General features: G+C 53.9%; 22 protein-coding genes. 11 read left to right on the forward strand and 11 right to left on the reverse strand.

Annotated elements, in window-relative coordinates; genetic code table 11:
* Positions 1-619 precede the first annotated feature (619 nt).
* A complete protein-coding gene (locus KCG43_RS17170; RefSeq protein WP_027251653.1) occupies positions 620-850 on the forward strand; it encodes a DUF2789 domain-containing protein in 231 nt (76 codons plus the stop codon).
* Between the two features lie 31 nt (positions 851-881).
* Positions 882-1,169: a hypothetical protein gene (locus KCG43_RS17175; RefSeq protein WP_218386468.1), complete on the forward strand. Its 288-nt coding sequence runs from the start codon at positions 882-884 to the stop codon at positions 1,167-1,169.
* Positions 1,170-1,259: 90 nt separating this feature from the next.
* On the opposite strand, the gene KCG43_RS17180 is transcribed toward KCG43_RS17175, so the two are convergent.
* The gene (locus KCG43_RS17180) at positions 1,260-2,030 is read right to left on the reverse strand and encodes a Zn-ribbon-containing protein (RefSeq protein ID WP_192017565.1); all 771 of its coding nucleotides are present in this window, start codon (positions 2,028-2,030) and stop codon (positions 1,260-1,262) included.
* A gap of 3 nt (positions 2,031-2,033) precedes the next feature.
* Complete coding sequence (syd, locus tag KCG43_RS17185) at positions 2,034-2,588, reverse strand: SecY-interacting protein (RefSeq protein ID WP_192017564.1); 555 nt, start codon at positions 2,586-2,588, stop codon at positions 2,034-2,036.
* Positions 2,589-2,655: 67 nt separating this feature from the next.
* On the opposite strand from syd, the gene queF reads away from it, so the two are divergent.
* The 5 genes from queF (at position 2,656) to xni (ending at position 10,064) form a co-directional block, all read left to right on the forward strand.
* Entirely contained in the window at positions 2,656-3,501 is an 846-nt protein-coding gene (gene queF, locus KCG43_RS17190; protein ID WP_192017563.1) for an NADPH-dependent 7-cyano-7-deazaguanine reductase QueF, read from the forward strand.
* Positions 3,502-3,608: 107 nt separating this feature from the next.
* Complete coding sequence (locus KCG43_RS17195) at positions 3,609-5,873, forward strand: lipopolysaccharide assembly protein LapB (RefSeq protein ID WP_218386469.1); 2,265 nt, start codon at positions 3,609-3,611, stop codon at positions 5,871-5,873.
* A gap of 229 nt (positions 5,874-6,102) precedes the next feature.
* The gene (locus KCG43_RS17200; RefSeq protein ID WP_303458684.1) at positions 6,103-7,629 is read left to right on the forward strand and encodes a GGDEF domain-containing protein; all 1,527 of its coding nucleotides are present in this window, start codon (positions 6,103-6,105) and stop codon (positions 7,627-7,629) included.
* A gap of 228 nt (positions 7,630-7,857) precedes the next feature.
* Positions 7,858-9,231: a nucleotide 5'-monophosphate nucleosidase PpnN gene (gene ppnN, locus KCG43_RS17205; RefSeq protein WP_192017560.1), complete on the forward strand. Its 1,374-nt coding sequence runs from the start codon at positions 7,858-7,860 to the stop codon at positions 9,229-9,231.
* 59 nt (positions 9,232-9,290) lie between these two features.
* Positions 9,291-10,064 (forward strand): flap endonuclease Xni, encoded by a 774-nt coding sequence (gene xni / locus KCG43_RS17210; protein ID WP_218386475.1) that lies wholly within the window; start codon positions 9,291-9,293, stop codon positions 10,062-10,064.
* A gap of 24 nt (positions 10,065-10,088) precedes the next feature.
* Here xni and rlmM read toward each other — a convergent pair whose 3' ends face one another.
* The 4 genes from rlmM to KCG43_RS17230 all read right to left on the reverse strand — a co-directional run bounded on the left by rlmM (position 10,089) and on the right by KCG43_RS17230 (position 13,318).
* Positions 10,089-11,171 carry a 23S rRNA (cytidine(2498)-2'-O)-methyltransferase RlmM gene (gene rlmM, locus KCG43_RS17215; RefSeq protein ID WP_192017558.1) on the reverse strand — a complete coding sequence of 361 codons (1,083 nt, stop codon included), beginning with the start codon at positions 11,169-11,171 and terminating at the stop codon, positions 10,089-10,091.
* A 9-nt stretch (positions 11,172-11,180) separates the two neighbouring features.
* A complete protein-coding gene (locus tag KCG43_RS17220; RefSeq protein WP_192017557.1) occupies positions 11,181-11,555 on the reverse strand; it encodes a DUF423 domain-containing protein in 375 nt (124 codons plus the stop codon).
* A gap of 39 nt (positions 11,556-11,594) precedes the next feature.
* On the reverse strand, positions 11,595-12,260 hold the full coding sequence (locus KCG43_RS17225; protein WP_370630709.1) for an alpha/beta fold hydrolase: 666 nt from the start codon (positions 12,258-12,260) through the stop codon (positions 11,595-11,597).
* A gap of 119 nt (positions 12,261-12,379) precedes the next feature.
* Positions 12,380-13,318 (reverse strand): transcriptional regulator GcvA, encoded by a 939-nt coding sequence (locus KCG43_RS17230; RefSeq protein WP_218386478.1) that lies wholly within the window; start codon positions 13,316-13,318, stop codon positions 12,380-12,382.
* A gap of 382 nt (positions 13,319-13,700) precedes the next feature.
* Here KCG43_RS17230 and csdA point away from each other — a divergent pair, with 382 nt between their 5' ends.
* Together csdA and csdE are read left to right on the forward strand one after the other, a co-directional pair.
* Positions 13,701-14,915 (forward strand): cysteine desulfurase CsdA, encoded by a 1,215-nt coding sequence (csdA, locus tag KCG43_RS17235; protein ID WP_218386487.1) that lies wholly within the window; start codon positions 13,701-13,703, stop codon positions 14,913-14,915.
* Positions 14,916-14,930: 15 nt separating this feature from the next.
* On the forward strand, positions 14,931-15,368 hold the full coding sequence (csdE, locus tag KCG43_RS17240) for a cysteine desulfurase sulfur acceptor subunit CsdE (RefSeq protein ID WP_192017554.1): 438 nt from the start codon (positions 14,931-14,933) through the stop codon (positions 15,366-15,368).
* A 25-nt stretch (positions 15,369-15,393) separates the two neighbouring features.
* Here csdE and tcdA read toward each other — a convergent pair whose 3' ends face one another.
* Together tcdA and mltA are read right to left on the reverse strand one after the other, a co-directional pair.
* On the reverse strand, positions 15,394-16,200 hold the full coding sequence (gene tcdA, locus KCG43_RS17245) for a tRNA cyclic N6-threonylcarbamoyladenosine(37) synthase TcdA (RefSeq protein WP_192017553.1): 807 nt from the start codon (positions 16,198-16,200) through the stop codon (positions 15,394-15,396).
* Between the two features lie 54 nt (positions 16,201-16,254).
* Complete coding sequence (gene mltA, locus KCG43_RS17250) at positions 16,255-17,451, reverse strand: murein transglycosylase A (RefSeq protein ID WP_218386504.1); 1,197 nt, start codon at positions 17,449-17,451, stop codon at positions 16,255-16,257.
* A 335-nt stretch (positions 17,452-17,786) separates the two neighbouring features.
* Here mltA and KCG43_RS17255 point away from each other — a divergent pair, with 335 nt between their 5' ends.
* Positions 17,787-18,014, forward strand: a complete 228-nt coding sequence (locus KCG43_RS17255; protein WP_192017552.1) for a hypothetical protein — start codon at positions 17,787-17,789, stop codon at positions 18,012-18,014.
* 21 nt (positions 18,015-18,035) lie between these two features.
* On the opposite strand, the gene KCG43_RS17260 is transcribed toward KCG43_RS17255, so the two are convergent.
* Positions 18,036-18,419, reverse strand: a complete 384-nt coding sequence (locus KCG43_RS17260) for a DUF2850 domain-containing protein (RefSeq protein WP_192017551.1) — start codon at positions 18,417-18,419, stop codon at positions 18,036-18,038.
* Positions 18,420-18,636: 217 nt separating this feature from the next.
* Here KCG43_RS17260 and argA point away from each other — a divergent pair, with 217 nt between their 5' ends.
* Positions 18,637-19,962: an amino-acid N-acetyltransferase gene (gene argA, locus KCG43_RS17265; RefSeq protein WP_192017550.1), complete on the forward strand. Its 1,326-nt coding sequence runs from the start codon at positions 18,637-18,639 to the stop codon at positions 19,960-19,962.
* A 39-nt stretch (positions 19,963-20,001) separates the two neighbouring features.
* Here the strand turns inward: argA and recD are convergent, their stop codons facing one another.
* Both recD and recB read right to left on the reverse strand, forming a co-directional pair.
* The gene (recD, locus tag KCG43_RS17270) at positions 20,002-22,134 is read right to left on the reverse strand and encodes an exodeoxyribonuclease V subunit alpha (RefSeq protein ID WP_218386489.1); all 2,133 of its coding nucleotides are present in this window, start codon (positions 22,132-22,134) and stop codon (positions 20,002-20,004) included.
* Positions 22,134-25,778, reverse strand: a complete 3,645-nt coding sequence (gene recB, locus KCG43_RS17275; protein ID WP_218386506.1) for an exodeoxyribonuclease V subunit beta — start codon at positions 25,776-25,778, stop codon at positions 22,134-22,136. The genes recD and recB overlap by 1 nt, the downstream gene beginning before the upstream one ends.
* Between the last annotated feature and the right edge of the window lie 202 nt (positions 25,779-25,980).

The raw sequence follows: 25,980 nt of genomic DNA on the forward strand, positions 1-25,980 counted from the left end.
CAACTTGCGTTGCGCCCTTAGGTCTTACCTGTAGCTTCCTACTACTATGGTGCTCCCTGCATCATTCCTTTGTATGCTGTATCCTTCAGCGCTTCCCTTGTTGAACTTCATCCTGAAGTGTCCTGGTCTCCTGACCCGTTACCCATCCCGGGTTAACTCTCAACAGCCATCCTGGCGGTGTCCCTGGCTTCTTCCTGAAGCATCATCCTTGTGTCATCCTGACGGCAAACATCCTGCTTGCACTGACTACATCCTGCAGTCTCCGAACTGTCCATGTCAGCCCTCATCCTGAGACCGTGTCTCATCCTGAGACCGCCAACTCCGTGGCTCATGTTCCTGTTCCGTGTCAGCTCCTTCCGACAGAGTTAAGATTACGCGATATCCCGATTCGAACAAGCGCACATTGAATGTCAGTTATCACGCCACATTTAGCCCGGCACGACAAAATCAACATAAACACATGATAATAAACAATTATCTATATCCATTTAGGCTAACTGCCATAGCAAGACTTCAGTATGTCTTACATGCTTGTAAGCGATCTCTCACAAACCACAGAGACGAATTGACGACTATTCCCCACTATACTTATGACAAACACCAGTAGGGGAATAGCAAGATGGAAACATTCAGCCACGACTTACACAGTTTATTCAATCAGTTAGGAATGAATTCGTCCAAGGAATCGATAGAAGGCTTCATTCGCGACCATAATCTCAAACAAGACGAAACCCTCGCTCAGGCTGATTTCTGGCAACCCGCCCAGCGCCGTTTTCTCAAAGAATCGATTGCTGAAGATGCCGATTGGTGCGAAGTGATTGATCAATTAGACGCTTTGCTACGAAAATAAGTGAACCCGAGCCACTCTTTCAGGAAGAAATATGTCATCTGCCATTACCGATGCGCTGGAGCGCGCCATATCAACACTCATCGCGGAAGGTAAAGAGCCCAGTGTCGCACTGGTGAAAGCCCGCCTGCGTGAGCCTTTACCTATGCCTGTGATCATTCAGGCGCTTAAAAGCTGGAAACAGCATGCCAAAGTACCAGACATTAAAGCCAGCCAGGCAGCACCGGCCAGCGACAGCGAACGACTGGCTGCCCTGGAGCAACAAGTCGCCAGCCTGACAGCACGCCTTGTCGCCCTGGAGCAGACCCAGCAAGATAAATAACCGGTCTTGTTAAGTGCAGTCACCGCCCGTTGCTTTGTGGTAACGGGCGGTGACTGCGTCGAACGGCGCATGCCGACCAACGGGGTTGAGCTACTGATAATCCCAGGACAGGTTGGACACCAGCCGGCACGGATCGCATTTGAAATGGAAAATACCGTGGATCGGCTCATCCACCCGCCAGGCTTGTCCGCATTTAGGGCAAGGACGATCAGCCTCATCGACCAGACTGACCCCACCCACCCGGTACTGATAATAATAGGTGGGCACTTTGGTCAGAAATTCAATCCTGCCGCGTAAATCCCAGCCACGGCGGAACAAATCACTGTCGGCATCGCGGATTTCATGCAGGGCCGCATGTTCAGCTTTACAGCCTCCGGCCATCTGAATTTCATCACAGGCTTGCCATTCGGTCTGCCATTTGACCAAGGCTTTATGATCACCGTTAAAGGTTGCCGGTATCCGGTACAAAGGGATAGGCAATAAGCTGTCGCCGCTGCGCAGCGGGGAGCAGGTGTGCACATAAGTGGTATACAGCACCTGCCAGCCCGGTGCTTCTTCGGCCGTCGCTTCCGAATTGATATCACGCCCCAAGACTTTAATTTTCGGGGCCAGCAAACTGGCTTGTGTCAGCCTGTTGATACCCGCTTTGACCTGCGGACTGTGAAACTGGCTGTGCAGGCTGGTTTTCTCCGGACAGACAGCCCGCACTTTAAACACGGCTTCATCCATCACGACAGGGAACTCCCGCCCCAGCACCTGGCCGTTATAGCGCAGCGCATCCATCAGGCCATTGATCGCCTGCTCCACCGCAGCGACAGTGGTGTTGTCAAAGCATTCAAACTGTAGCTCAACGACATACATGGCTTAACTCACCTTCACAACGGGCTCAAGCTGGCGGATAAAGGTCTCGACATCGTACGCCAGCACCTCCCGGTCGGATTTGCCCAGCGTCTCGAGAATAACGTTACCGGTCAGATTACAGATAGCAATTACCTGATCTTCTGCATCCATCACCCCGATAAAGACAGTCGGCTTGAGCTTCAGCCGGCGCTGAGTCACCAGGTGACCCAGGATGTTTTCCTGCAGCCGTTGATGATCCGACTCACTAAACACCTGCAGCAGGTCAAATTCCAGCGCCTTGAAACGGGCCGCCATATCGCCACTGAAAAAGCTGCCGTAAAACGCCGTAATATCCGGATGCAGACGAAGTTCAATGCCTGTCTCAACCGCATCAAAACGGCCAGCAGGCTCACGCGCGACCGGCTGCCAGCTTACGGTATCGCCATTATCCGTTTCAATACAAGGAGATGTGAGGCCAATCAGATCGCTGCTGCAGGGCAGACAGGCGCGCTCATCGTGCCACACTTTAATAAAACGGGAAGAAAATTCAGCCAATGCGGCCGTTACAGGATGATTCATTCGCAACCTCAAGCAAGATTCAGTAAACTTTGCCTATTCTAATCCAAGTGTGTGTGTCCAGGACAATATGAGCAAATACAAAGACGCGAAAGAACTAGCCGGTTTAACTCTTGGCCAAAAAAGCGAATACAAAGATCAGTACGATCCCACTCTGCTGCAGGCCGTGCCGCGTAAGCTAAATCGTGATGATCTGTCGCTGAGCGACGACCTGCCATTCACCGGGTATGACATCTGGACCCTGTACGAGTTGTCCTGGCTCAACAGCAAAGGACTGCCTCAGGTGGCTATCGGTGAAGTGCGTCTGCCCGCCAGCAGCCCTAATCTGATTGAATCCAAGTCTTTCAAACTCTTCCTGAACAGCCTGAACAATACCCGTTTCGGCAGTTGGCAGGAAGTGGCAGATATTCTGCAGAAAGATTTATCCGCCTGCGCCGGGATGGATGTGGACGTGACTATCCAGCCGCTGAGTGACTTTACCGATCAGCCTATCGTGGATTTTGCCGGTGAATGCATTGATGAGCAGGATATTGAGATTACCAGTTTCGACTTTGAACCTGAGCTGCTGAACAATGCCGCCAGTGGTGAGGAAGTAGAGGAAGTGCTGCACAGCCATCTGCTGAAATCTAATTGCCTGATCACCAGCCAGCCAGACTGGGGCAGCGTGCGAATTGCCTATAAAGGCAAGCGGATAGATCGTGAAAAACTGCTGCGCTACCTGGTGTCTTTCCGCAATCACAATGAGTTCCACGAACAATGTGTTGAGCGGATCTTCATGGATCTGATGCGTTTTTGCCAGCCGGAGCGACTGACTGTTTACGCCCGCTACACCCGCCGTGGCGGTCTGGATATTAACCCTTACCGCACCAATCAGGGCAAGACGCCAAGCAACAACGATCGCATGGCACGCCAGTAAAGGCTCGCCCACTTAGCAGTCAAGTCCGGCAAATCGCTTTACTTTGCTGGACTTGACGTCCTGAGCCAGTAATATGAGGGCCGTGTTTCCTGATGGATAAGTGCGCTATGAACTGTCGTTACTGGCTCTTCAGCATCCTGCTTTTGTTTCTCACCGCCCTGCCGGCCCAGGCGAAGATTTATGCCACCCCTATTCTGGCCGATGCCGATCTCCTGTTGGAAACCAGCCCGGAAAAAGCACTGGAGATCACCGAACGCTACCTGAACCAACGTCGCCTCAGTGTGCCTGTCGACAGCTCTCGCGTTCATGTTAATGAAGAAACTGACCATTCTATCCGCACCCCGCTGAGCACCATCAATGCGCTGCAAATAAAAGCCAGAGCGCAGTCTTTGTTAAATGCGCAAAGCGACGCCATTCACACCATCAACGAAGCCGAAACACTGGCGATTGAAAACGCGTTCAGCTATACGCTGCTCGAAACCCAGCTCATTCATGCCAATATTCTATGGCACGGGATGGGCGAGGCCTCCTCAGCGGCGGCTCGACTGGATAAAATCGATCAGGTCATCGCCGGTGATGAGAAACTGCAACGCAGCGAACAAATCAAGATTCTGCAGTATCAGTTGCTGATGCTCCGTGCCGATATGGAATCCACCCTTGGCGATGAAAGACAGGCAGAGAAAATGTACATCCGTGCCAAGCGTGACCTGTCTGAGCTTGATAATAGCAAAGAGGAAATCAACTTCCTGCTTAATCACGGGATGCATTATTTACGGCACCAGCACTATGATCTGGCGCTGGATCGTTTGCTGAGCGGCTACTGGCTGGCGCAGGAAAAAGACGATCACGGCAAAATGGCGATCGCCAACCTGGAACTGGCCACGCTTTACGAAGAGCGCAAAGTCTTTGACAAGGCACTGGAACACGCGACGCAGGCAGGAGAGTTTTTCGAGCACTTCAATCGCACCATCCCCCTGGCCCGCACTCTGGCCCTGATAGCCAATATTTACGAACAGCAGGGCCGGTATAACCTTGCGCTGGTGCATTACTTCAATGCTTTAGATCAGGAAAACCAGCTGCGCTTACCCACCCGCTCCTCCAAGCTGCGCCTGAGTATTGCCCGCGTTTATCTCAAACTCTATAACTACCCGAAAACCGAACAATACCTGCACCATGCCCGCCAGCTGGCGCAGGAAAGCGATGATGAAATCACTCTGATCAAGTCACAGCTGCTCCAGGGACAGCTTGAGCTGGCAGAAGATAAAACCGCGCAGGCAATCTCGACCATTCAGGCGGCACTGCTGGCGGCCAGCCGTTTGCCCAAAGCACAGCCGGCTCTGCAAATGCAGGGAGAAATCAGCCTGTCGGCCGCATTTGAGAAGCAGAAAGACTATTACAACGCCCTGCTGAGCCAACGCCGCTATGAGCAGTTGTATGCCTCTTTGCAGGAAAATCAGGTGAAAAGTAATGCCGAAGTGTTCCGCCAGCAACAGCGTATGATGGCGCGGGCGCTGCAGTTAGAAGAACTTGAACGACAGCAATTCACCCAGGAAAAAGCCCTTTATCAGCAAAAGAACATCACCACAGTACTATTGATCGGCCTGTTGCTGGCCCTGCTGGTGCTCTGGTATCGTCACCGCTCCGCATGCCGCTGGCGGGAGCGCCTGGCGCTGCTGCGGGATGAATTCTACACCCACCCCCGCAGTGGCCTGCGCAACCTGAGAATGCTCAATGCCAGACTCTCCAGCTCGCTGCAGCAGAGCAGTGCGCATTTCGAGCAGTGGCACCTGGGGGAGATCATTAACGAACCCCTGAGCGACCGGTTACGCTTTGCCCTGTTTGAAGTCCCACTACTCAAACATGTCTATCTTGAACATGGCTACCAGCAGGGACTGGAGCTGGAGCGCCAGTTTGGTGATTACCTCAAAGCCCAGATTTGCGAACCGGCCCGCCTGTACCATTTTTCCGATGCCATGTTCCTGTACATAGAGCCAAACTCACGCCTTGAAAGTGCGCCTCAGCAGCTGGCAGATTCCATCAAACAACTGGTGGACACTTTCATGAACGACAGGCAGCTCGACAGCCGGGTACGCATAGGAATGGCCGAGTACCCTTTTCTGCCACGGGCCTGTACCGCCATCAATGATCAGGAACTGATCGACATTCTGCTGATGGCCACCCATGCCGCCCGTCAGATAAGCAAAACCGAAACCGGCAGCCAATGGGTGCACCTGAGTGCCATCGAAGCAGCCCCGGCCGCCAGTTTCGCCGGCGAGAATATCCGTCGCGCTTGCATACTGGCGATGGACAAAGGTTTGGTCAGGGTGCAGACCTCTTCCCATCAGGAATATGACTGGCGCCGGCACCTCTGAGGAAAAAACGCTCAGTATTTCCGCTGTTTAGAGCTACAAAGATCACGAAATAGCATAAAAAGCACGCGAGCGTTTGTGTCTGGGAAAACAAGCCGTTAATAATGTTCAACTCATCAGAACATTTTTGCTAACATCCGAGCTTGCACAGCGCCTGGCGCTGGGTGTAATGGATGTTTAGATAAGGTAATTATTAGTCGACGTGACTGCGAAATATAATGCAGCTTCTGATGTGAGTGAATTGAAGCTGCGTTTGGATCAGGCTCAATTGTCATACCGCGATGTGTCATTAAAATCGCGTCGTGAAATCGTTATTCTAAAACGCCTGATTGCCCGTATGTCTGTTGCCTGTAAAGGTTTGGATAGCGAGCTCGACAAACGGCTTGATACCCTGCGTACCGATCTGGAACAAAACAAAGATATCAGTAAGATTGTGCCACATCTGGCCCAGGTCGAACGGTTATTGCTCCGGCAAACCTCAACCCATTCAACCATGGAACGCCTGTCTGATCTGATCCGGCAAAGCTCTGAAAGCCTGAAACGCATCCCTGCCCTGCCGGTTCAGCTCAAACGCGACATCCATGATCTTCTGTCCCAGGCACCTGACTCACTGCACCACAGCCACCAGCAAATCACCCAATTGTTCGGTCTGTATGATCGCGCCCTGAAACTCCTGACTGTGCCTGTCAGCATCGAACGTGAATCACGCTCAAAAGACAACGATTTACAGCATAAGCTGTGCAATGAGCTGCAACAGATCATCACAGAGCTGGATGCCGAGGGTGAATCCGGCGACCAGTTGCTGGCCATACGGCACCAATTGCTCGCCGGTGTCGAGCCCATTTCACTGGTCGAGCTATGCCTGGATGTGTTGCGGTTGGCGCTGGACAGTTTTATTCACGAACGTCGCCATTCGCAAAAATTTCTTGATGTCATCAGCGGCGATCTGGCAGCACTGGAACAAACGACGCGCCAGACCGCCGATCAGGGGCAAGCGCTGTACAAGCACCGTTCTGAACTGACTGCCGAGCTTGGGCAACTGTCTGACCGCTTCCACCACGCGCTGCAGCAGTACACCAACCTGGAAAGCTGGCGCGGTGCCGCACATTCGCTCGATACCTCACTCAGACAACTGGTCGAGCGCCAGCGCTCGCTTGAAAACCGTGAACAGGCGTTGCTGGAGCAACTGCATTATCACCAGAATCGTGCCGAGCACCTCTATCAGCAAACGCAGAACCAGCATCGCCAGATTGAAGATCTGCAACGCCGGATATTCCTTGACCCGCTGACCCGTGTTTACAACCGGGCGGCTTTTCATGACCGGCTGGAGCACGAATACCGCCGCTGGATTCGCTATCAGCACCCGCTGTGCCTGGCCATTGTCAATATCGATCATTTCGGGGATCTCAATGACAACTATGGTTTCCAGGCTGGCGACAAAGTGCTGAAGATTATCGCCCGTACTGTGCACCAGCATCTCAGAGATACCGACTTTATCGCCCGGGTCGGCAATGACGAGTTCATGCTTATCCTGCCTGATATCGCCGAAGATGAACGTCATCGACGGCTGTCCGGTATTCGTGAAGCCATCTTGCAGCTCCCCTTCCGGTTCAGGGAAAAGAACGTCACCATTTCGGCCTCAATAGGCGCGACGCTCTTTGATGACACAGATACCCCGGGCAAGGTGATCGAGCGGGGACAAAAGGCTCTGAGCAGCGCGAAACATGCTGGCCGCAACCATCTGATTTGGATCGCTTAATCACTGATTACTCACTCAGCTGCTGGCAAATCCAGGCTCTAACCCACTGCTACACAAACTCTTTTTTTTTCTTTCTGCCCTAGTCAAACCCTGTAACCCTGTGTATGTTCAATAGTACGGGTCAGGAAAATGCCCGCTATTTCCATCCGCGGTCGATCCTTTATCCGCCAGGAAAATCGCTTACATACAGAAGCATCAGCCTCTGTATTCGTCTCCAGGGAGGTAAGCATGATTACACACATCAGTCCGGTTGGTGCGATGACACTGCTGTCGCAGCTCGAAGTTGACAGTCTGAAGGCCACAGCGGCCAGCGACCTGTATCGCCTGTACCGCAACTGTTCACTGGCTGTACTTAATTCAGGCAGTAACAGTGACGATTCCAACGCACTGCTGGAACTCAATAAGTCATTTGATATCAATGTACTGAGAAGAGAACGCGGGATAAAACTCGAACTCAAAGACCCACCCGAGCACGCCTTTGTCGACGGTAAAATTATTCGCGGTATTCAGGAGCACCTGTTTGCCGTGCTGAGGGACATTATTTACGTCAACGTACACGTTAACCAGCGCAACGATCTAAACCTGACCAGTGCACCACACATCACCAATTTCATCTTCAGTATTCTGCGTAACGCCCAGACAGTCCGCTCAAGGGAAGATCCCAATATCGTGGTCTGCTGGGGGGGGCACTCCATTAACCCGGAAGAATATCAATACACCCGGGATGTCGGCCACCAGTTAGGATTACGTGAGATGAATATCTGCACCGGCTGCGGGCCCGGTGCCATGGAAGGGCCAATGAAAGGGGCCGCCATCGGCCATGCCCAGCAAAGATACGGTAAAAGCCGTTTTATCGGCCTGACCGAACCGTCCATCATTGCCGCCGAGCCACCTAACCCTATCGTCAATGAGCTGGTGATCATGCCAGATATTGAAAAACGGCTGGAAGCCTTTGTCCGTGTGGGTCACGGCATCATTATCTTCCCCGGAGGAGCCGGTACCGCCGAGGAGCTGCTGTACATCATAGGTATTCTGATGCACCCGGAAAATCAGGATCAACCTTTGCCTGTAGTGCTCACCGGTCCGAAAAGCAGTGAGCCGTATTTCCGCACCCTGGACAGCTTTGTGCGCGATACCTTAGGTGCAGAAGCAACCAAACATTATCAGATAGTCATTGATGACCCGGCGAAAGTGGCCCGCATCATGAAAGCGGCCATGCCGCAAACCAAAGAATACCGTCAGGAAACCGGGGACGCGTATTGTTACAACTGGTCGTTGAAAATCCCACCGGAATTTCAACTGCCCTTTGAACCCAACCACGATGCCATGGGCAGTCTGGATTTGCACTTCAACCAGCGGCCGGAACAGCTTGCCGCGAATCTACGCCGTGCTTTTTCCGGTATTGTCGCCGGCAACGTCAAAGAAGAAGGGATCAAGGAAATTGAACGCAATGGCCCCTTTCTGATCAACGGCGATCCATCCCTGATGAAGCGCATGGATAAGCTGCTCAAAAATTTCGTCGCTCAGCGACGTATGAAACTGCCGGGCAGCGAATATATTCCCTGCTACCGGATCCTCACTCACCCCGACATGGTGAAATAATTTGCCATGCAACGTAGAATACAGGGCCAGCAGGCCCTGTTTTACTATTGTTGATATATATGTCCATACACTTAGTCGTCATTGATGCCCTCAACCTGATCCGCCGTGTGCATGCCGCCCAGCCGGGCGAGCCCGATATCGCCAGCACCAGTAAGGTGTGCTGCCAGGCGCTGAGTAAAATCATTGCTATCAGCCAGCCAACCCATATCGTGGCGGTGTTTGACCATCATGGCGATGACAGAGGCTGGCGGGCGGAGTTGCTGCCCAATTACAAAGAAGGGCGCAAACCTATGCCGCCGGAACTGCAGACAGGGATGGATCAGATACAGGATGACTTCATGGCGCTGGGCGTCGACTCACTGCTGTCTGACGGCGATGAAGCCGATGATCTGATTGCCACCCTGGCGCTCAAAGTGGCAGACCATGGCGGCAAGGTCACTATAGTGTCAACCGACAAAGGCTACTGCCAGCTGCTGCGACCGACTGTAATGATCCGTGATTACTTCCAGCAGCGGTGGCTTGACAGCCCGTTCATTGCAAAAGAGTTCGGGGTCCGTCCTGAGCAGTTGCCCGATTACTGGGGACTGGCGGGGATCAGCTCAAGCAAAATTCCGGGCGTACCGGGAATCGGCCCTAAAGCAGCGTGTGAATTGTTACAACTTTATCCGGATCTCGACAGCATTTTGTCCGCGGACAATCTCCCGGAGAAATGGCGCAAGAAAATCGCACCCAATAAAGACAGCGCAAGAGCCAGTAAAGCGGTCGCCAGGCTGAAAACCGATCTAGAGCTTGGCTTTAATTTGCAGGATATCCGATTTCAGCTGGCGGGCTGAGCAGCCCGCCAGCTACCAGATCAATTAGTGAGGATGACGGTTGTCCAGACTCTGGATATGTACCGTGATTTCTTCACGGTCATGGTACAGGTGTTTGGCCTGCAGGCGGAATTTCATGCCATTCTGAATCAGAAAGACTTTCAGATTTTCAATATCCTGCAGTACTTCCTCATAACGGCCTTTCATGGGCAGTTTCAGGTTGAAGATGGTTTCTTTTGCCCAGCCTTTAATCAGCCACTGCCCCACCAAATGCGCGACCCGGGCAGGCTTTTCAACCATGTCACACACCAGCCAGGTGACATTCTTACGTGGCGGCTCAAACTTGAAGCCATCCACCATGTGATGCTTCACCTGTCCCGTATCCATCAGACTCTGGGCCATTTGCCCGTTATCAATAGCATGCACAAACATGGAACGCTTCACCAGCTGATAGGTCCAGCCCCCAGGGCAAGCCCCGAGATCCACGCCCCACATGCCAGAGGCCAGTCGTTCGTCCCACTCTTCGCGCGGAATAAAGACATGAAATGCCTCTTCCAGCTTGAGCGTAGAACGGCTTGGGGCATCCGCCGGGAACTTCAGCCGCGGGATTCCCATGAAAAATGGCGAATTGTTATTGGTGTAGGAATAGCCGATAAAACAGCAGCCCGGTGCAGTAAAGCACAAGTGCAGCACCGGCTTCTTCGGGTTATCTTTCGCGTACAAAGCCCCCTGCTTACGAAATGCCTGGCGCAATGGCACAGTAAACTTGCGACAAAACTTCAACAGTTCTTTGGCTTCGTTGGTATCTGGGGTTTCAACCCGCAGATCGCCACAACGCGGCAATGCTTCCGCCTCAGCCAGAATAGGGCTGATACGATCATCGGTCGGTAAATCTTCCAGACGTGCTGTCACTACCAGCATCTGACGGGCAAAAATCAGTTCCGAAAACGGCTGTAGTTGCACGAACTTATCAGCATCCCCTGCCTGATAAAATTCAAACAGTACATAACCGGTATTTTTCTTCGCACGCGGAAAGCCAAACAATTCGAGTTTATTGGCTTTATCCTGCACCTCTCCGGCACATTCGTTTTCAAATCCCTGACGGCAGTACAACAGAACCTGATTCACCACGAGTCCTCACGCAGAACGCCAGGCCGCCACAGCAAGTGACAACCAGGCTAGAATAAAACACAGTCCCCCCAGTGGTGTTACGGGACCAAGCCACTTCATCCCCGTTAATGCCAGCAGATAAAGGCTGCCACTGAACAGACAGATCCCCACTGCAAATAACAGGGCCGCGTATGATAGCGCTTTTGCAGAAAAATTGCGTGCCCAAATGCCGCAGCCCAACAATGCCAGGCTGTGCCAGAGCTGATAATCCACGCCTGTCTTAAAAACATCCAGTAAATGCGGGCTAAGGTGCACTTTCAGTCCGTGGGCGGCAAAGGCCCCTAAACCTACCCCAATGGCACCGCTGATCGCGGCGAAAAGAATCATACTCCGGCTCTGCATTCACTCTGTCCTTCTGTGGTTTGTATTCATGGAATGATTTCAGTCTGATACGCACTGGCGAATAAACCGGGCTAACACATCGACAGCCTGCGCCAGGTTACCGGCTTCACTAAAGCCCGAGGCTTTGCGCGGCTTGAAACTGTGGTCTCCGTCCGGCAGAAAAGACAGCGTCACTGTGTCGGCATAGCTCCACCCTTCCACCTCACTGCGGATACCAAAGGTATCGCGCTCGCCCTGCAGAATCAGGGTCGGGACAGCGATTGTTTTCAGATGATCGCCGCGAAAATTCTCCGGTTTGCCCGGCGGATGAAACGGGAACCCCAGACAAGCGACGCCGCAGACCTTGTCCTGACAGTTATGGACATCCGATGTCGATTCGGCAGCTTCCGTCACCATCAGGCTGGCCATGCGGCCGCCCATAGATTTGCCGCCGATCACCAGCGGCCCTTGCTGACTGAAATGTTCAATATGGCGCTGAAAATCCACCAGCAGCTTTGGCTGCCGGTCTGGAGGACGCTTTTTGCCGTCTTCCCGCCGTTTCACCATATAGGGAAAATCAAAACGCACCACGCGAATCCCTTCGGCAGCCAGCCCTTGGGCAACCGCCGTCATAAACGCGTGATCCATCCCGGCACCGGCGCCGTGGGCAAACAGAAAGGTGGCAGCGAACTGGCCGTTTTCTGGTGTTGTTATCAGATATTCCACTGATTTCCTCTCATATTCGATTGGCAGACTGAACCTGGGTTACTGGCCCACCCTGATTGTTAATCACTCATCGGCCGGTGCAGAACCAGCAACACAAAATCAGAGTAACGCTGGTGGGATCAAGCCATGACCTCGGCCTGATATTCAGGCTGAGGGAGCGGCCCCTCTTCCTGTTCTTTACGGGCTTTCTCCAGCACCCAGTCACGGAAGATCTGAATCCGGCCGGTTTCGGCCTGCTTTTCCTGACACACCAGATAGAAGGCATTTTTACTCAGCAAAGCCTCATCAAACGGACAGACTAGTCGGCCGGCTTCCAGCTCAGGTTGCGCCAATACATTGTTGGCCAGTGCAATTCCCTGACTGTGGATAGCGGCCTGCAACACCATGGTAGAGTGACTGAAAATCGGCCCCTGGTTGACATTGGCGCCCGGAATATTGAACTCACGCATGTAGTTTTTCCACTCCTTACGCGAGCCGTCATGTAACAGGGTGTGCTTTTGCAGATCAGCCAGGGTGTCGAGCGGCTTAGGGCCACTGAGCAGCATAGGGGAGCAAACGGGCAGCAGAAATTCCTGATACAGCCGGTCACAGCGCAGTCCAGGCCAGTTGCCACGACCATAATAAATCGCTACATCCACGTCATCTGTCAGAGAGCCTTCATCCAGATCAACCGCTTTGATTCTGACATCCACATCAGGATGCAGCTGATTAAAGTCACTCAGTCTGGGCACCAGCCACTGGATGGCAAAACTGGGAGATAAACTAATGGTCAGCGCCCCTTTTGAACCCCGTTCCAACACTTTGTCGGTGGCATCTGAGATGGCACTGAAGATATCTTTCAGATCGAGAAAATACCCTTGTCCCTCTTCGGTCAGCAACAAGGAACGGTTACGCCGGCGAAACAGTTTCAGGCCCAGAAATTCCTCCAACGCTTTAATCTGGTGGCTGACTGCGGCCTGAGTAACAAACAGCTCCTCTGCCGCTCGGGTAAAACTCAGGTGCCGGGCGGCAGCCTCAAATACTTTCAGCGAATTAAGTGGTGGGAGTCGTCTTGACATAATGTCCTGCCATACTGGTTGCATTAGTTTTTTTTATCCAGGTCATTATAAATTGTCGATTGTTCAAGTACCACATAAACCCTAAGATTGGCGCCGCAATCTCAAGGGTAAAACGCTGTAATTTTGCTTAATCGCAGAATTGTTTATCAGCTTTTGTTACCTCTTAGATTGCAATGTTGTGTTTGCATATTGCCCGGTCTCTTCTGGGCGGGTAGCCGGAGTGCTACCGATTTACTTCCTGTTTTTTGACCTGTCTGTCAAAACTTTTTTATGGCACTGCGCCCCAACGCGGTGCCATTTTTTTAGATAATCCCCCTGCACCCCTTGCCTCAGTGACGGATAATAAGGAAGATCGTCCCATACACCAGACAATGAGCCCAGTATGACCATCCCATTTGACATTCAGGCGATCCGTTCGCAGTTTCCGGCATTACATGATGCGCAGCACCCGATCACTTTCCTCGACAGTGCTGCGACCACGCAAAAGCCGCTGGCCATGATTCAGTCTCTTGACAGCTTTTACCGGCAACACAGTGCTAATGTGCACCGGGGAAGTCATCAGCTGACAGCGGGTCTGACGCAGCGTTTCGAACAAGCCAGAGAGACGGTGCGCCAGCTTATTCACGCCAGCAGCCCGAAAGAAATCATCTGGGCCCGCGGGGCCACTGAGGCTCTCAACCTGATCGCACAATCCTGGGCGCGCAGCACCCTGCAGCCGGGAGACGAGATTCTGGTCAGCGAACTGGAGCACCACGCCAACATAGTGCCCTGGCAGATGGTTGCCGAACAGACAGGCGCAACTGTGGTGAAAATCCCGATGAAGCCCGACTGCACCCTGGATATGGATGCCTTTCATCAGCTGCTCGGTGCCAAAACCCGCATTGTCGCGGTTGCGCACATCACCAATGTCACCGGCACCCGGAATCCGATTGAAACCATAATCACCGCAGCGCACGCCCACGGCGCCATTGTCGTGATTGATGGTGCGCAGGGCATCGTGCATGAAACTGTTGATGTACAGGCGCTGGATGCCGATTTCTATGTTTTTTCAGGCCATAAGCTGTTCGGCCCTTCCGGCATTGGTGTGCTCTATGGCAAACAGGCGTTGCTTGAAGCCATGCCGCCCTGGCACGGCGGCGGCAAGATGGTCGAAAAAGTGTCCTTCGAAGGTACTCACTACACCGGACTACCGGGCAAGTTTGAAGCCGGTACACCAAACATTTCCAGCACAATCGCGCTGGCAGAGAGTATTCACTGGCTCAACAGCATTGATCGTCAGGGTGCCGAGTGCCATATTCACGCGCTCCGCCAAAAAGCACTGGATGGAATCCAGGACATCGACGGCTTGCGGATTGTCGGCCTGCAAGCTGACGCCAGCCTGTTTTCGTTTGTGGTTGACGGCATTCACCATCAGGATATCGCGACCCTGCTCGATGAACAGGGCGTGACACTGCGTGCCGGCAATCACTGCGCCCACCCAATGCTGGATGCACTCGGACTGACAGGCACCCTGCGGGTTTCTCTGGCCCTCTATAATACTGAAGAAGATATTGAGCGTTTTGTGGCTGCGCTGCACAAAGCCTGTGATTTGTTGTAACCAAAGAGAGAGAGCATGACCTCAGTTCCATTCCCTTCGCACCCGTTTGGCACCACGATTTCTGCTGAAGATATTCTGGAGAAAATGGCTCAGACCAAAGGCTGGGAAGACAAATACCGCCATGTGATTCAGTTTGGCAAGCAATTGCCCGCCCTACCGGAGACGCTGAAAAACGAGGAAGTGAAAATCAGTGGTTGTGAAAGCCAGGTGTGGCTGGTTCAGCGCTGTGACAACGGTCATTACCATTTCGCCGCCGATTCCGACGCCAGAATTGTCAAAGGGCTGATTTGCCTGGTGCTGGCCGCCTACGAGGGGAAAACTGCGGAGCAGATTCTGGTGTTTGACATCGACGGGTATTTCGAACAGCTGGGATTACTGGCGCACTTGAGCCCATCACGCAGTAACGGGCTGAAAGCTATTGTCGACGCCATTATCACTAATGTGAGCCGCTAAAACACGGCTCACGCAGCAGTGGCTGTTAACGGTGTTTTTCAATCAGTTTTTGCAAAATGCGGGATACTGCCACAAAACCGAAGGTCGCGGTGACCATAGTTGCCGCGCCAAACCCGGTTGCACAATCCATACGTTTCGGGCCTTCCGCCGTCGCTTTGGCCTCACAGACACTGCCGTCAGCCTGAGGGTACTTGAGCTGCTCGGTTGAGAACACACAGTCAATACCAAATTTGCGCGCCGGATTTTTGCTGAAGTTGTAAAAGCGGCGCAGCATATTGCGGATTTTCGCCGCCAGCGGATCCTGAATGGTTTTGGCCAGATCAGCGATCTGAATCTGGGTCGGATCAATCTGGCCGCCCGCACCACCTGTGGTGATCACCTTGATTTTATTTCGCTTGCAGAACGCCAGCAACGCCGCTTTAGGCTTCACACTGTCAATCGCATCCAGCACATAATCAAACTGACTACCTATGTACTCGGGGATGTTTTCCGGGGAAATAAAATCGTCAATCAGGTTCACTTTACAGTCCGGATTGATTAACGCGATCCGCTCTGCCATCACCTCAATTTTACTGCGGCCTACCGTCCCCGACATGGCATGGATCTGACGGTTAATATTAGTCACACAGACATCATCCATGTCGATCAGCGTCAGCTGACCGATACCGGATCGGGCCAGGGCTTCGGCAGCCCAGGAACCGACACCGCCGATACCAATCACACAGACATGAGCAGCCCTCAGGATCTCAACCTCCTGATGACCATACAAACGGCGGGTGCCGCCAAAACGCTGGTTATAATTGTCTGATGCTGGAGTGTCGGGATGCTGCATAACGGCCTGTCAGAGTGTGTTGAGAATGAGCGCGTTTTTATACGCGCTCTGCTGTCAGTTGTCCAGTCCCTGCGCCTGTTGAGCCGGCTGGGCCACAACAGCTTCCTCATGGAAGGTCAGCGTGGTATCCACCGGTGATATCACGGCTTCCTGACTGGCTTCGATTCTCTGTTCCGTCAGCTCAGCGTCGGTATCTGGTGTCAGTCCCAGTTTCCATACCCGGCCAAAATGCTTGTAATGACCGGCATCGATGCCGGCCTGAGCGCCCATACCATGGTAAAGATCCAAATGGTTACGCTTGACTGCGCCGCCGGTATCCAGCGCCATCAGCAAGGTTAATACATGCTTGCCATTCCAGTTGCCGTCCGCATCCAGCTGGGGCACTTCAGCCAGCAGCACACTGCCCATAGGTAAGAATTCCCGGTCAGCCGCTACCGAAGCCATAGGTAACAGCGGAATACCCGCAGTGCCTAACACATCCAGCTCGTCGCGCGGACTAAAGAAGACATAAGACGGATTCTGCTCCAGCAACTCACGTACTGTGGCATCATCATGCTCACTGACCCACTCAGCGATCGCTTTCAGAGACATTTTCTCTCTTGCCACCTCACCGCGCTCAATCAGCACTTTACCGATACTGACATAAGGATGGCCGTTCTTACCGCCATAAGCAAAATACTGCAGCTCGTCATTGTCCTCGAAGTGAACAAAACCGCTGCCCTGCACCTCCATCATGAAAACATCCAGCTTGGAGGCGGAATACCCCAGCTCCAGCCCCTGACCAGCCAGTGCACCATTGTAAATCTCGGCACGGGTCGGGCACTGGCCGTTACATTCTGGCAGCGCGTAAACCGGGTATTTGAACCTGTCGTCCTGCTCGTGACGCAATTCGATCACCGGCGAAAAGTAACCGGTGAACATCACATTACCGTAACCGTCACCGCCGCCCATCTGCTCAGTCGTCAAACCGTACTGAGAGAAAGATGTCGGATCGCCGCTGTTCGCCGCCCAGTCGTTAATCTGCTGATACAAATTCTGATAACGCAGCATCATAGAAGGAGAACGGGTGAGCACTTGTTCCGCTTGCGCTTCGAAGCGGCTGTAATCGCGAGGTTTATCCGATACCACATTGGTGACCGGGTTCAGCAGATCATCAAACTCGCCATCAAGGTATTGCTGGCCGCGGTCAACCGGTCGGGCACACGCCGCCAGGCCGAACACACAGGAAACGAAGGTCAGTTTTCTTAGCAGGGAAAGTTGTTGGAACACAGAAATGCCTTAGTAATATCGACAGGTTAACGCATGGCAGGTCATCTCAAACATACCATGTACATATAAAGCCACAATGTTAGGCTGTTTTATCATAACCAATGTCAAAGTCTTGTTTTGATTGTCACGAAAGATTAATAATACGCATTGGCTGTCATATAAGTGTCACAATATAACGGTTTAATAAAAACGTCATACAAACGACATCATTGCCCAACCGACAGACAATGTCAGCATGGCAACAAAACGACAAACAGCAATGCGAGCACCTTTACGGGTCTTAAGCCCCAGAGCATGACATTTCAGGAAGGACTGGCATGAACAATCAGTTTAAAATTGGCAAAGAAACCTTACTTGATCCAAACGCTATTGAATATCAGTGGATTCGCAATCTGGCCAGTGACGGTAATTCTCCGCAACAAATCAACACTGTGATCCAGCGTTGCCTTGGCGGCACAGCCCAGACTGCGGATACACTGCGCAAGGTAGCCTTGAATAAACTTCCGGTCCACCAGCTTTTTTCCCGCCTCAAGGAAGAAGAATAAAGCGGGTGACCCGCTGGGGATTTACGAGCCCTGTTTGGTTTCTTGCCGTGCGAACGAAGACACATAATGCGCAGGCTGCTGGCGGATGAACTGACCTTCTTCAAAGGTATAACGGTAAGTATCCTCTCCCATGCGGTAACGTAACTGGCTACCGTCCCATTCATAAGTGGTACTGACCAGACGGCCTGACACATAGACACCATTAGCTCTGAGTTCGAACTGGTCCGCGGCGTAGGGCGCCACGTCCTGCTCTATCCAGGTGCCGTAAATAGTTGGCTCTGGCGTAGGGGAAAACCAGTCTCCTTTGGCTGCCCCCACCGCAATAAAGCCACTTAATGCAAGGCCACTCACCAAGATAAACAGTACTGTGGCTGCCTGCCACCGGGTGTAATTATTGAATGCCATTAACATTGCCAGTCATCCGCACGTTCTACAACTATACGCTTATCTGGCGTCGCTTCGGCGCATCGAATAAGTGCGTAATGTCAGAATGGGATCTCGACTCAATATTTTCCTTCCGGCGCCGCGCCTCCTGAGTGATTTTCATGCTTGCTGCGCAGAGGATAAACAGGCAACATGCAGGCATGCTTGATCCCTATTAATTATTGTAACGGAAGACAGAGTGAAGCTCAGAAGCACTGCGCTGGTGAAAGGCTTTCGCCAATCAGCGCCTTATGTAAATGCCCACCGCGGCAAGACGCTGGTGATTATGCTGGGCGGTGAAGCCATCGCCGATAACAACTTTCGCAATATCGTTAACGATGTTGCTCTGCTGAACTGCCTCGGGCTGCGCATCGTGCTGGTTTATGGCGCTCGTCCGCAGATCTCTCACCTGCTCGATATGCACGGGTACAGCACCCCGTACCATAAAAGCGTCCGGATCACCGATGAACGTTCGCTGGAAATTGCCAAGCAGGCCGCGGGTCAGCTCCATTTAGATATCACAGCCCGCTTCTCTATGGGTCTGAACAATACCCCTATGGCGGGCTCGCAGATCAATGTAGTCAGCGGCAACTTCGTCATCGCCCAGCCTTTGGGCATTGATGACGGTATCGATTATTGCCACAGCGGCCGCATCCGCCGCATCGATGTCGACGGCATTAAACGCCAGTTGGATCAGAACAGTATTGTACTGCTGGGCCCGATTGCCAGCTCGGTCACCGGAGAGTGTTTCAATCTGACTTCGGAAGAAGTGGCAACTCAGGTGGCAATCCGGCTCGAAGCCGACAAACTGATTGGCTTTTGCTCTCACCAGGGCGTGAGGGATGAAAATGATCAAATCGTTTCTGAAATGCTTCCCGCTGAAGCCGAAGCCACACTGCAGCGACTGACAGAACAAAACAAAGCCGATTCAGGCACCGCGCGTTTCTTGCGTGGCGCGATGACCGCTTGCCGGGCCGGTGTGCCGCGCAGCCACCTGATCAGCTATAAAGAGGATGGCGCACTGATCCAGGAGCTCTTCTCTTTTGACGGGATAGGTACGCAAATCGTCATGGCCAGTGCTGAAAAAGTCCGGGGCGCGAACATAGATGATATCGGCGGTATTCTGGCACTGATCCGCCCGCTGGAGCAGGATGGCATTCTGGTTCGTCGCTCCCGCGAACAGCTGGAGCAGGAAATCAAACAATTTACGGTGATCGAACGGGACGGCCTGATCATCGGCTGTGCGGCCCTGTATTCCTTTATGGAAGAGCAGATGGGCGAGATGGCCTGTGTGGCCGTTCACCCTGACTATCGCGACGGTGACCGCGGCTCTCTGCTGCTCAACCGCATTCGCCACCAGGCACGCACTCAGGGGCTGAAACAACTCTTTGTGCTGACCACCCGCAGTCTGCACTGGTTCAGGGAACACGGTTTTGTCGAAATCGATGTCTCTGATTTGCCTATGGCAAAACAGGCACTCTATAACCTGCAACGCCGCTCAAAAATCCTGACGCTGGCACTGTGAGCCGCTACCGCCAGTCAAAGACTGGCGGATAAGCAGCCCTCAGCTTAAGTTGGCTTCCAAGCCACTGGCCCGCTCAATACAACGCTGGATACTGCGCTGCAACACCTCTGGCTGAGCATACAGGTACAGTCTTTCCCTGGCCCGGGTAACGCCGGTATACACCAACTCCCGTGTCAGGATCGGGCTGAAATCCGGCGGCAGTATCATCAGGGTATCGGCAAATTCCGAGCCTTGCGATTTATGGATTGTCATCGCATATACCAGTTCGTGATCCGGCAGACGACTGGGCAGAAAACTGCGAATACTGCCGTCCGGCATATCGAAATACACCCTGAGTGCCAGACGGCCTTTACTGTCAGTCCGCCCCTCAGGGTCTGGCATCGCAATACCAATATCCCCGTTATACAAGCCCAGACCATGATCATTGCGGGTGATCATAACCGGCCGCCCGACATACCAGGTTTCCTCGCCGGGGGCGATCAGCCCCTCTTTGGCCAGTTGCCGCTCAATGCGTGTATTGAGACCCTTCACGCCAAAATCCCCTTCCCTGACCGCACACAGCAGCCTGACGCTGGCAAACGCCTGCAGTACCTCACCGGGCTCTTTACCCTCAGTAATTGCCTCAAGATAGCGACGATAAAAAACAGACATCTGTTTGATCAGACGCTGGTAATGCTCGGTACTGAGCGGGTACTGATGAATATCGGTAAAATTCTGTTGCCACACAGTCGCAAGCCTGTCGGGCAGGCCGCTGTTGATGGCTTTCGCCAGTTGCCCTATGCCTGACAATGCATGAAAACGGTAGCTTTTTTGCAGGACACACAAACAATCAGCGACCGGACTCTGCCCGCCTGACGGCCCGGCCGGCAACACAAAGCCCGTCATCTCACTCAGCTGTCTGGCTTGTCCGGCACTGTAGCCCTGACCGGAAAATGCGCAGATATCCCCCAACACAGCGCCCGCCTCCACCGAAGCCAACTGGTCTTTGTCGCCCAGCAAAATCAGCTTGCAGTGAGCAGGCAGTGCTTCCAGCAGGCGGGCCATCATAGGCAAATCGACCATAGAAGCTTCATCCACCACCAGCACATCGGCATGCAGCGGATTCGCAGCGTGATGCCGGAAAGAGGCCCGGCCCGGAATGGCGCCAAGCAAACGGTGCAGGGTACTGGCCTGGGTCGGAATGGCCGACTGAACCGCTGGCGGCACAGGCAAAGACTGAACCGCCTTGCCGATCGATTCGGTCAGGCGTGCGGCCGCCTTTCCGGTCGGCGCCACCAGCACAATATGGGGCACTTTGGCTGAATCAAGCGTTTCTGTATCGGGTTGCGCCTGCATCACCAGCGCGGCCAGCAATTTGGCGACTGTGGTGGTTTTCCCTGTTCCCGGCCCGCCGGAGATCACAGCAAACTGACGACTGAGGGCGGTGGCGGCCGCCACTTTCTGCCAGTTCAGGCAAGCATCATCCGGGATCAGCCGATCAAGCGCTACCAAATCGGAAAAGCGCTGCGCCTGACACAGCACACTGTCTATCTCAGCCCAGTTCAGAGTTTCCGCTGCCACCACATCCAGCTTATCGCACACCATCATCCGGCGCTGCTCCGCGCTGTCATTGCCGTTACGTCGTAAATCAGCCAGAGCGTCATAAACATAGCGATAATTGCGTGAAAACAAGGTGTCCAGCATGCCGGCCTGGCGGGCTCCCCGGACATTCCCCTGCCCGGCAGAGACCAGCAGCCGCTGCGCGACAGTCTGTTCATATTGCCAGTAACGATGCAGATACAATCGATTGTCGATCAGCACCAAAGGCGTGGGCTGAGAACCATCGGACACGGCAGCGGACTGGCTCAGTACAGCTGGCCAGCTGGCGGGTAAACGCCAGGCTGCCGGCAATACCGCCAGCAACGATTCAGCCATCTCTCTTGGCAGCCCCAAAGGCGGGCTGGTCGCAGTCGCCAGCGGCAGGCAAACATGGCCGCGCCCCAGCTCCTGACTGAGCCAGGCCGCAGCCAGGGCCAGCACCTGTTGCAACGCTTCATCATCCTGTCCGTTAACCGACTGACAGATAAACTTGGCAAACTGGCTATCCAGCGGCCGCAGCGCGCCCTGACGGGTCAATCGCTCAAGCTGGCCGATAACAGCAATATCATAGGTAGTGTTGGTTAACAGACTCATCAGGCTGGCTCTCCCTGGCTAATCTGACCATCGATCAGCTGTTCAAGTTCGCTCAGCAGCGCATGGCTTGGCCGGGCATGAAAAATACCACTGTTGTCTTCTGCCCGTACGCCACGCAAAAACAGGTAATACACGCCGCCAAAATGCTGCTCATAATCGTAATCGGCTTTTCGGCTTTTCAGAAAGCGGTGCAGCGCCAGCGCATAGAGCTGATATTGCAGATCGTAGCGGTGCTCGCTCATCGCCGTATTCAATGCCTCACCACGGTACGCCTCATGGGTGTCTCCCAGCCAGTTCGATTTCCAGTCCAGCACGTAATATTTCCCCTGATACTCAAACACCAGATCGATAAACCCTTTCAGCATCCCGCTGACCGTAGAGAAACCCAGCTCCCCTGCTTTTGCCGACAAGGCATCATGCCGGGCCAGCGTTTTGTTCAGCAGGGCCGATGACAGCAGATGAATCGGCAGCATGAATTCCATCTCGACCAGACGTTGCTGGGGCTGAAGGGCGCCAAGACGCAAATCCTGACCATCCAGGGCACAGTTCAGTACCTGGTTCAGCAATTGCTGCAGTACCGGCAGCCACTCGGGGTCGTAATTTTCCTGTCGCAGTAAATCACTGATGACCTGGGTGGTGGCTACACTGTCGACCGCATCGGTGAATTCAATAGTCTCGAACAGGCTGTGCAGAAAGGTTCCCGGCCTGGCGCCTTTCGGGAAGGTAAACACAGAGCGCTCAGGCGCGGCAACGGCCATTTCACTGTCCGGATCATCCAGCAGGTTGTCTTGCGATGAATCGGTATCAAAACCGGGTAATTCGCTGGTGGCGTCCAGCGCCGAGTGGCCCTGCTTCACCAAAGCGGAATAACTGGTGATCCACCAGTTGTGCTCAATGGGATGTGAAAAGCGGGCCGCTTGCGGCACAGGCTGCTCGCTCAACGCCGGTTGCCAGAGCGACTCAGGCAGCGCGGGCGGGAGCTCCACACGGATATCCTCACTTTGCCCCAGCGTATTGAGTGCCTCAGACAGCTCGGCCAACCCGCCTTCTTTGCCGTTCTGAATCAGATAACCCATTGCAGACAGGTGCAACCCGGTGGGTTCTTTGGTACTGCGTCCATTGCGCAGCGGCGCCATGCCGACATAACAGCCATAAACAGCCCGGGTCAGCGCCACATAAATCAGACGCAGATCCTCGGCCAGTCGCTCTTGCTCGGCCAGAGCCAGGCTGCGCTCTTGGCCACTGATATCCAGCACCGCCTGCTGAGACAGCGGATCATGGAACAGCGCTGTTTCGGTGCTGCGGTAGCTGCAGACAAACGGCAGAAAGACCAGCTCGTATTCCAGCCCTTTGGATTTGTGGATGGTGACGATTTGCACCAGATTACTGTCGGATTCCAGCCGCAATTGCTGTTCATCACTGTTACCGTTCGGCGATGCCATGTGTTCAGCCAGCCAGCGGATCAAGGCCTGATCACTGTCCAGGGTCTGACTGGCCTGCTGGAGCAGCTCGCCCAAATGCAGTAAATCCGTCAATCTGCGCTCACCGCCGTTTTCACCCAGCAGACGTTCGGCGATCTGGCGGCGTGTTAAAGCATGACGAATCATAGGGAGTACACCGCGGCGCAGCCACAGGCTGCGATAGTCACGAAACTCCGCAATCCAGCGCTCCCACTCGTCTTCTTCGTTATTCAGCCTGTCGAGCTGAAAGGCACTGAGCGCAAACAGACGGGTGGCCAGGGCGGCCCGCAAAGTGGTTTCCTGCTCCGGGTGCAGTACGGCCACCAGCAAGCGAAGCAAATCTGCCGCTTCCTGGCTGGCAAACACACTGTCGCGGTTAGACAGGTACACACTGGGTATCCCCTGAACAGCCAGTGCCTGGCGTACCAGCGCCGCTTCTGAACCGGTACGCACCAGCACAGCAATATCACCGGCCGACACCGGCCGCTGCTCGCTGCCCTTAACCAATAACGCCTGGTTATCCTGAGCCTGAGTCAGAATGGCCTGAATCTGCGCTGCCGTCGCATCCGCCATCGCCTGCTGATACTCCCCTTTGCTGACCGGGGCGTCGGCGTCCATCTGCCAGAAACACAGTGCCGGCTGACGCTCGCCGTTGAGCTGCCAGTGCTTGCTCTGCGCATTCGGGCTGGGCTGAACGGGCAGAAACTGGATATCGCTGTCATAAATAAACGGGCTGTCCGGCAGTTCAAACACCCGGTTAGCCGCTGCCACCATGCCGGCGGTCGAACGCCAGTTAGTGCCCAGCGTATAGTGCGCGCTGACCTGGCGCCTTGCCCGGATGTATGTAAAGATATCTGCACCGCGAAAAGCATAGATCGCCTGTTTGGGATCGCCGATCATGAACAATCCCGAGTCCCTAGCTGTATGAACCGGTCCGGCCTGATCATCAGGCAGATACACAGTGCTGAAGATCTGATACTGAAGCGGATCGGTGTCCTGAAACTCATCAATCATGGCAACGGGATACAAATGGCGGATCCTGGCTGCCAATGCGCCTTCGCCGCTATCTTTGTCCGTCAGTAAAGCCGCCGCCAGCTGAGTCAGCAGATCATCAAACGACAGCCAGCCTTTGCGCTGCTTGGCCTCTGCCAGCAGTTCCCGGCAGGCCTGAATCGCATGGGCCAGAATCGGCTCCCTGACACTGGGCTTGGCAGCCAGCAAGTCATGAATGGCGGCAAACACCGGATGCTGCGGCACGGTGCCCTTGGCGGTTTTCTCTTCCAGCACCGCCTGATCAAATTTTTCCAGCGCCTTGGGCAAGCTGTAATCCAGCGTTGGCTGGCTTGACCACAGTCCCACTTCTTCAAGCGCTTTAGGCAGGCTGGTTTTGGTATAGCTGCGTTTATTCACGCCTGATTCACTGATCAGCGCCAGAAAATCTGCCGCATGCTCGCGCCAGCCCTGCTTTACCGCCTCAATCCGCTGCAGATTCTGCTGATGCAGCTGCGTCAGATCGCCCGACAGCGTCGGGGCCATCAGCGTGACCGGGGCGCCGGACAAAAATGCATTGATATCTTTGAGCAGCTCTGCCGGTGCTGGCCAGCAACGACGGATTTCATTCGCCAGTTCGCGGGGCAGAGGGTAAAAATAGCGCCGCCAGTAATCCGCCGCCACCTGCGCCCGCAGCTGGCTTTCTTCGGTAATGAATTCATTGGAAAACAGGCTGCCTGATTCGAAGGCATTTTGCGTCAGCATACGCTGGCAGAAACCATGGATGGTGAAGATCGCCGCTTCATCGATCTGCCTTTCCGCCTGCAGCAGCAAGGCCGCCGATCGGGCATGATCCGGCAGATCACGCAGCAGAGCCGCCAGCACAGGATCATCACTTATGCCGCGGCTGAAGGCGATCCTGGCATCATGAATACGGCGACGGATCCGGTCACGCAGCTCAGCCGTTGCCGCTTCGGTAAAAGTCACCACCAGTATCTTGTCCACCGTCAGAGGCTGCGGGTACGCGGTATTGGCATCACCGTGTCCCAGCAGCAAACGCAGGTACAAGGTCGCTATGGTAAAGGTTTTCCCTGTCCCTGCCGATGCTTCTATCAGTCGCGTACCGTGCAGCGGAAACACCATAGGTTCCAGTGTTTGCGGCATGATGGCGGAGACATCTGTTGATGGGGTCAAAGTCATGATCGTCAACCGGTTCCTGTTGTCAGGCTCGCTGCGGCTCATGCACTCACTCCATAAGCCGCAGCGACAATAATTTAGGTTTCAGGCAGCATAAATGATGGAAAGCTGCCGCTGGTTTCAAAGCACTGTGTGATCTCTGACTGATTAGCTCTCAGCCAGCGGATTCTATTCTGATTCATCTATCACTATGGGATAC

It is taken from the genome of Photobacterium sp. WH24, assembly GCF_019204055.1.
Lineage (GTDB): Bacteria > Pseudomonadota > Gammaproteobacteria > Enterobacterales > Vibrionaceae > Photobacterium > Photobacterium arenosum.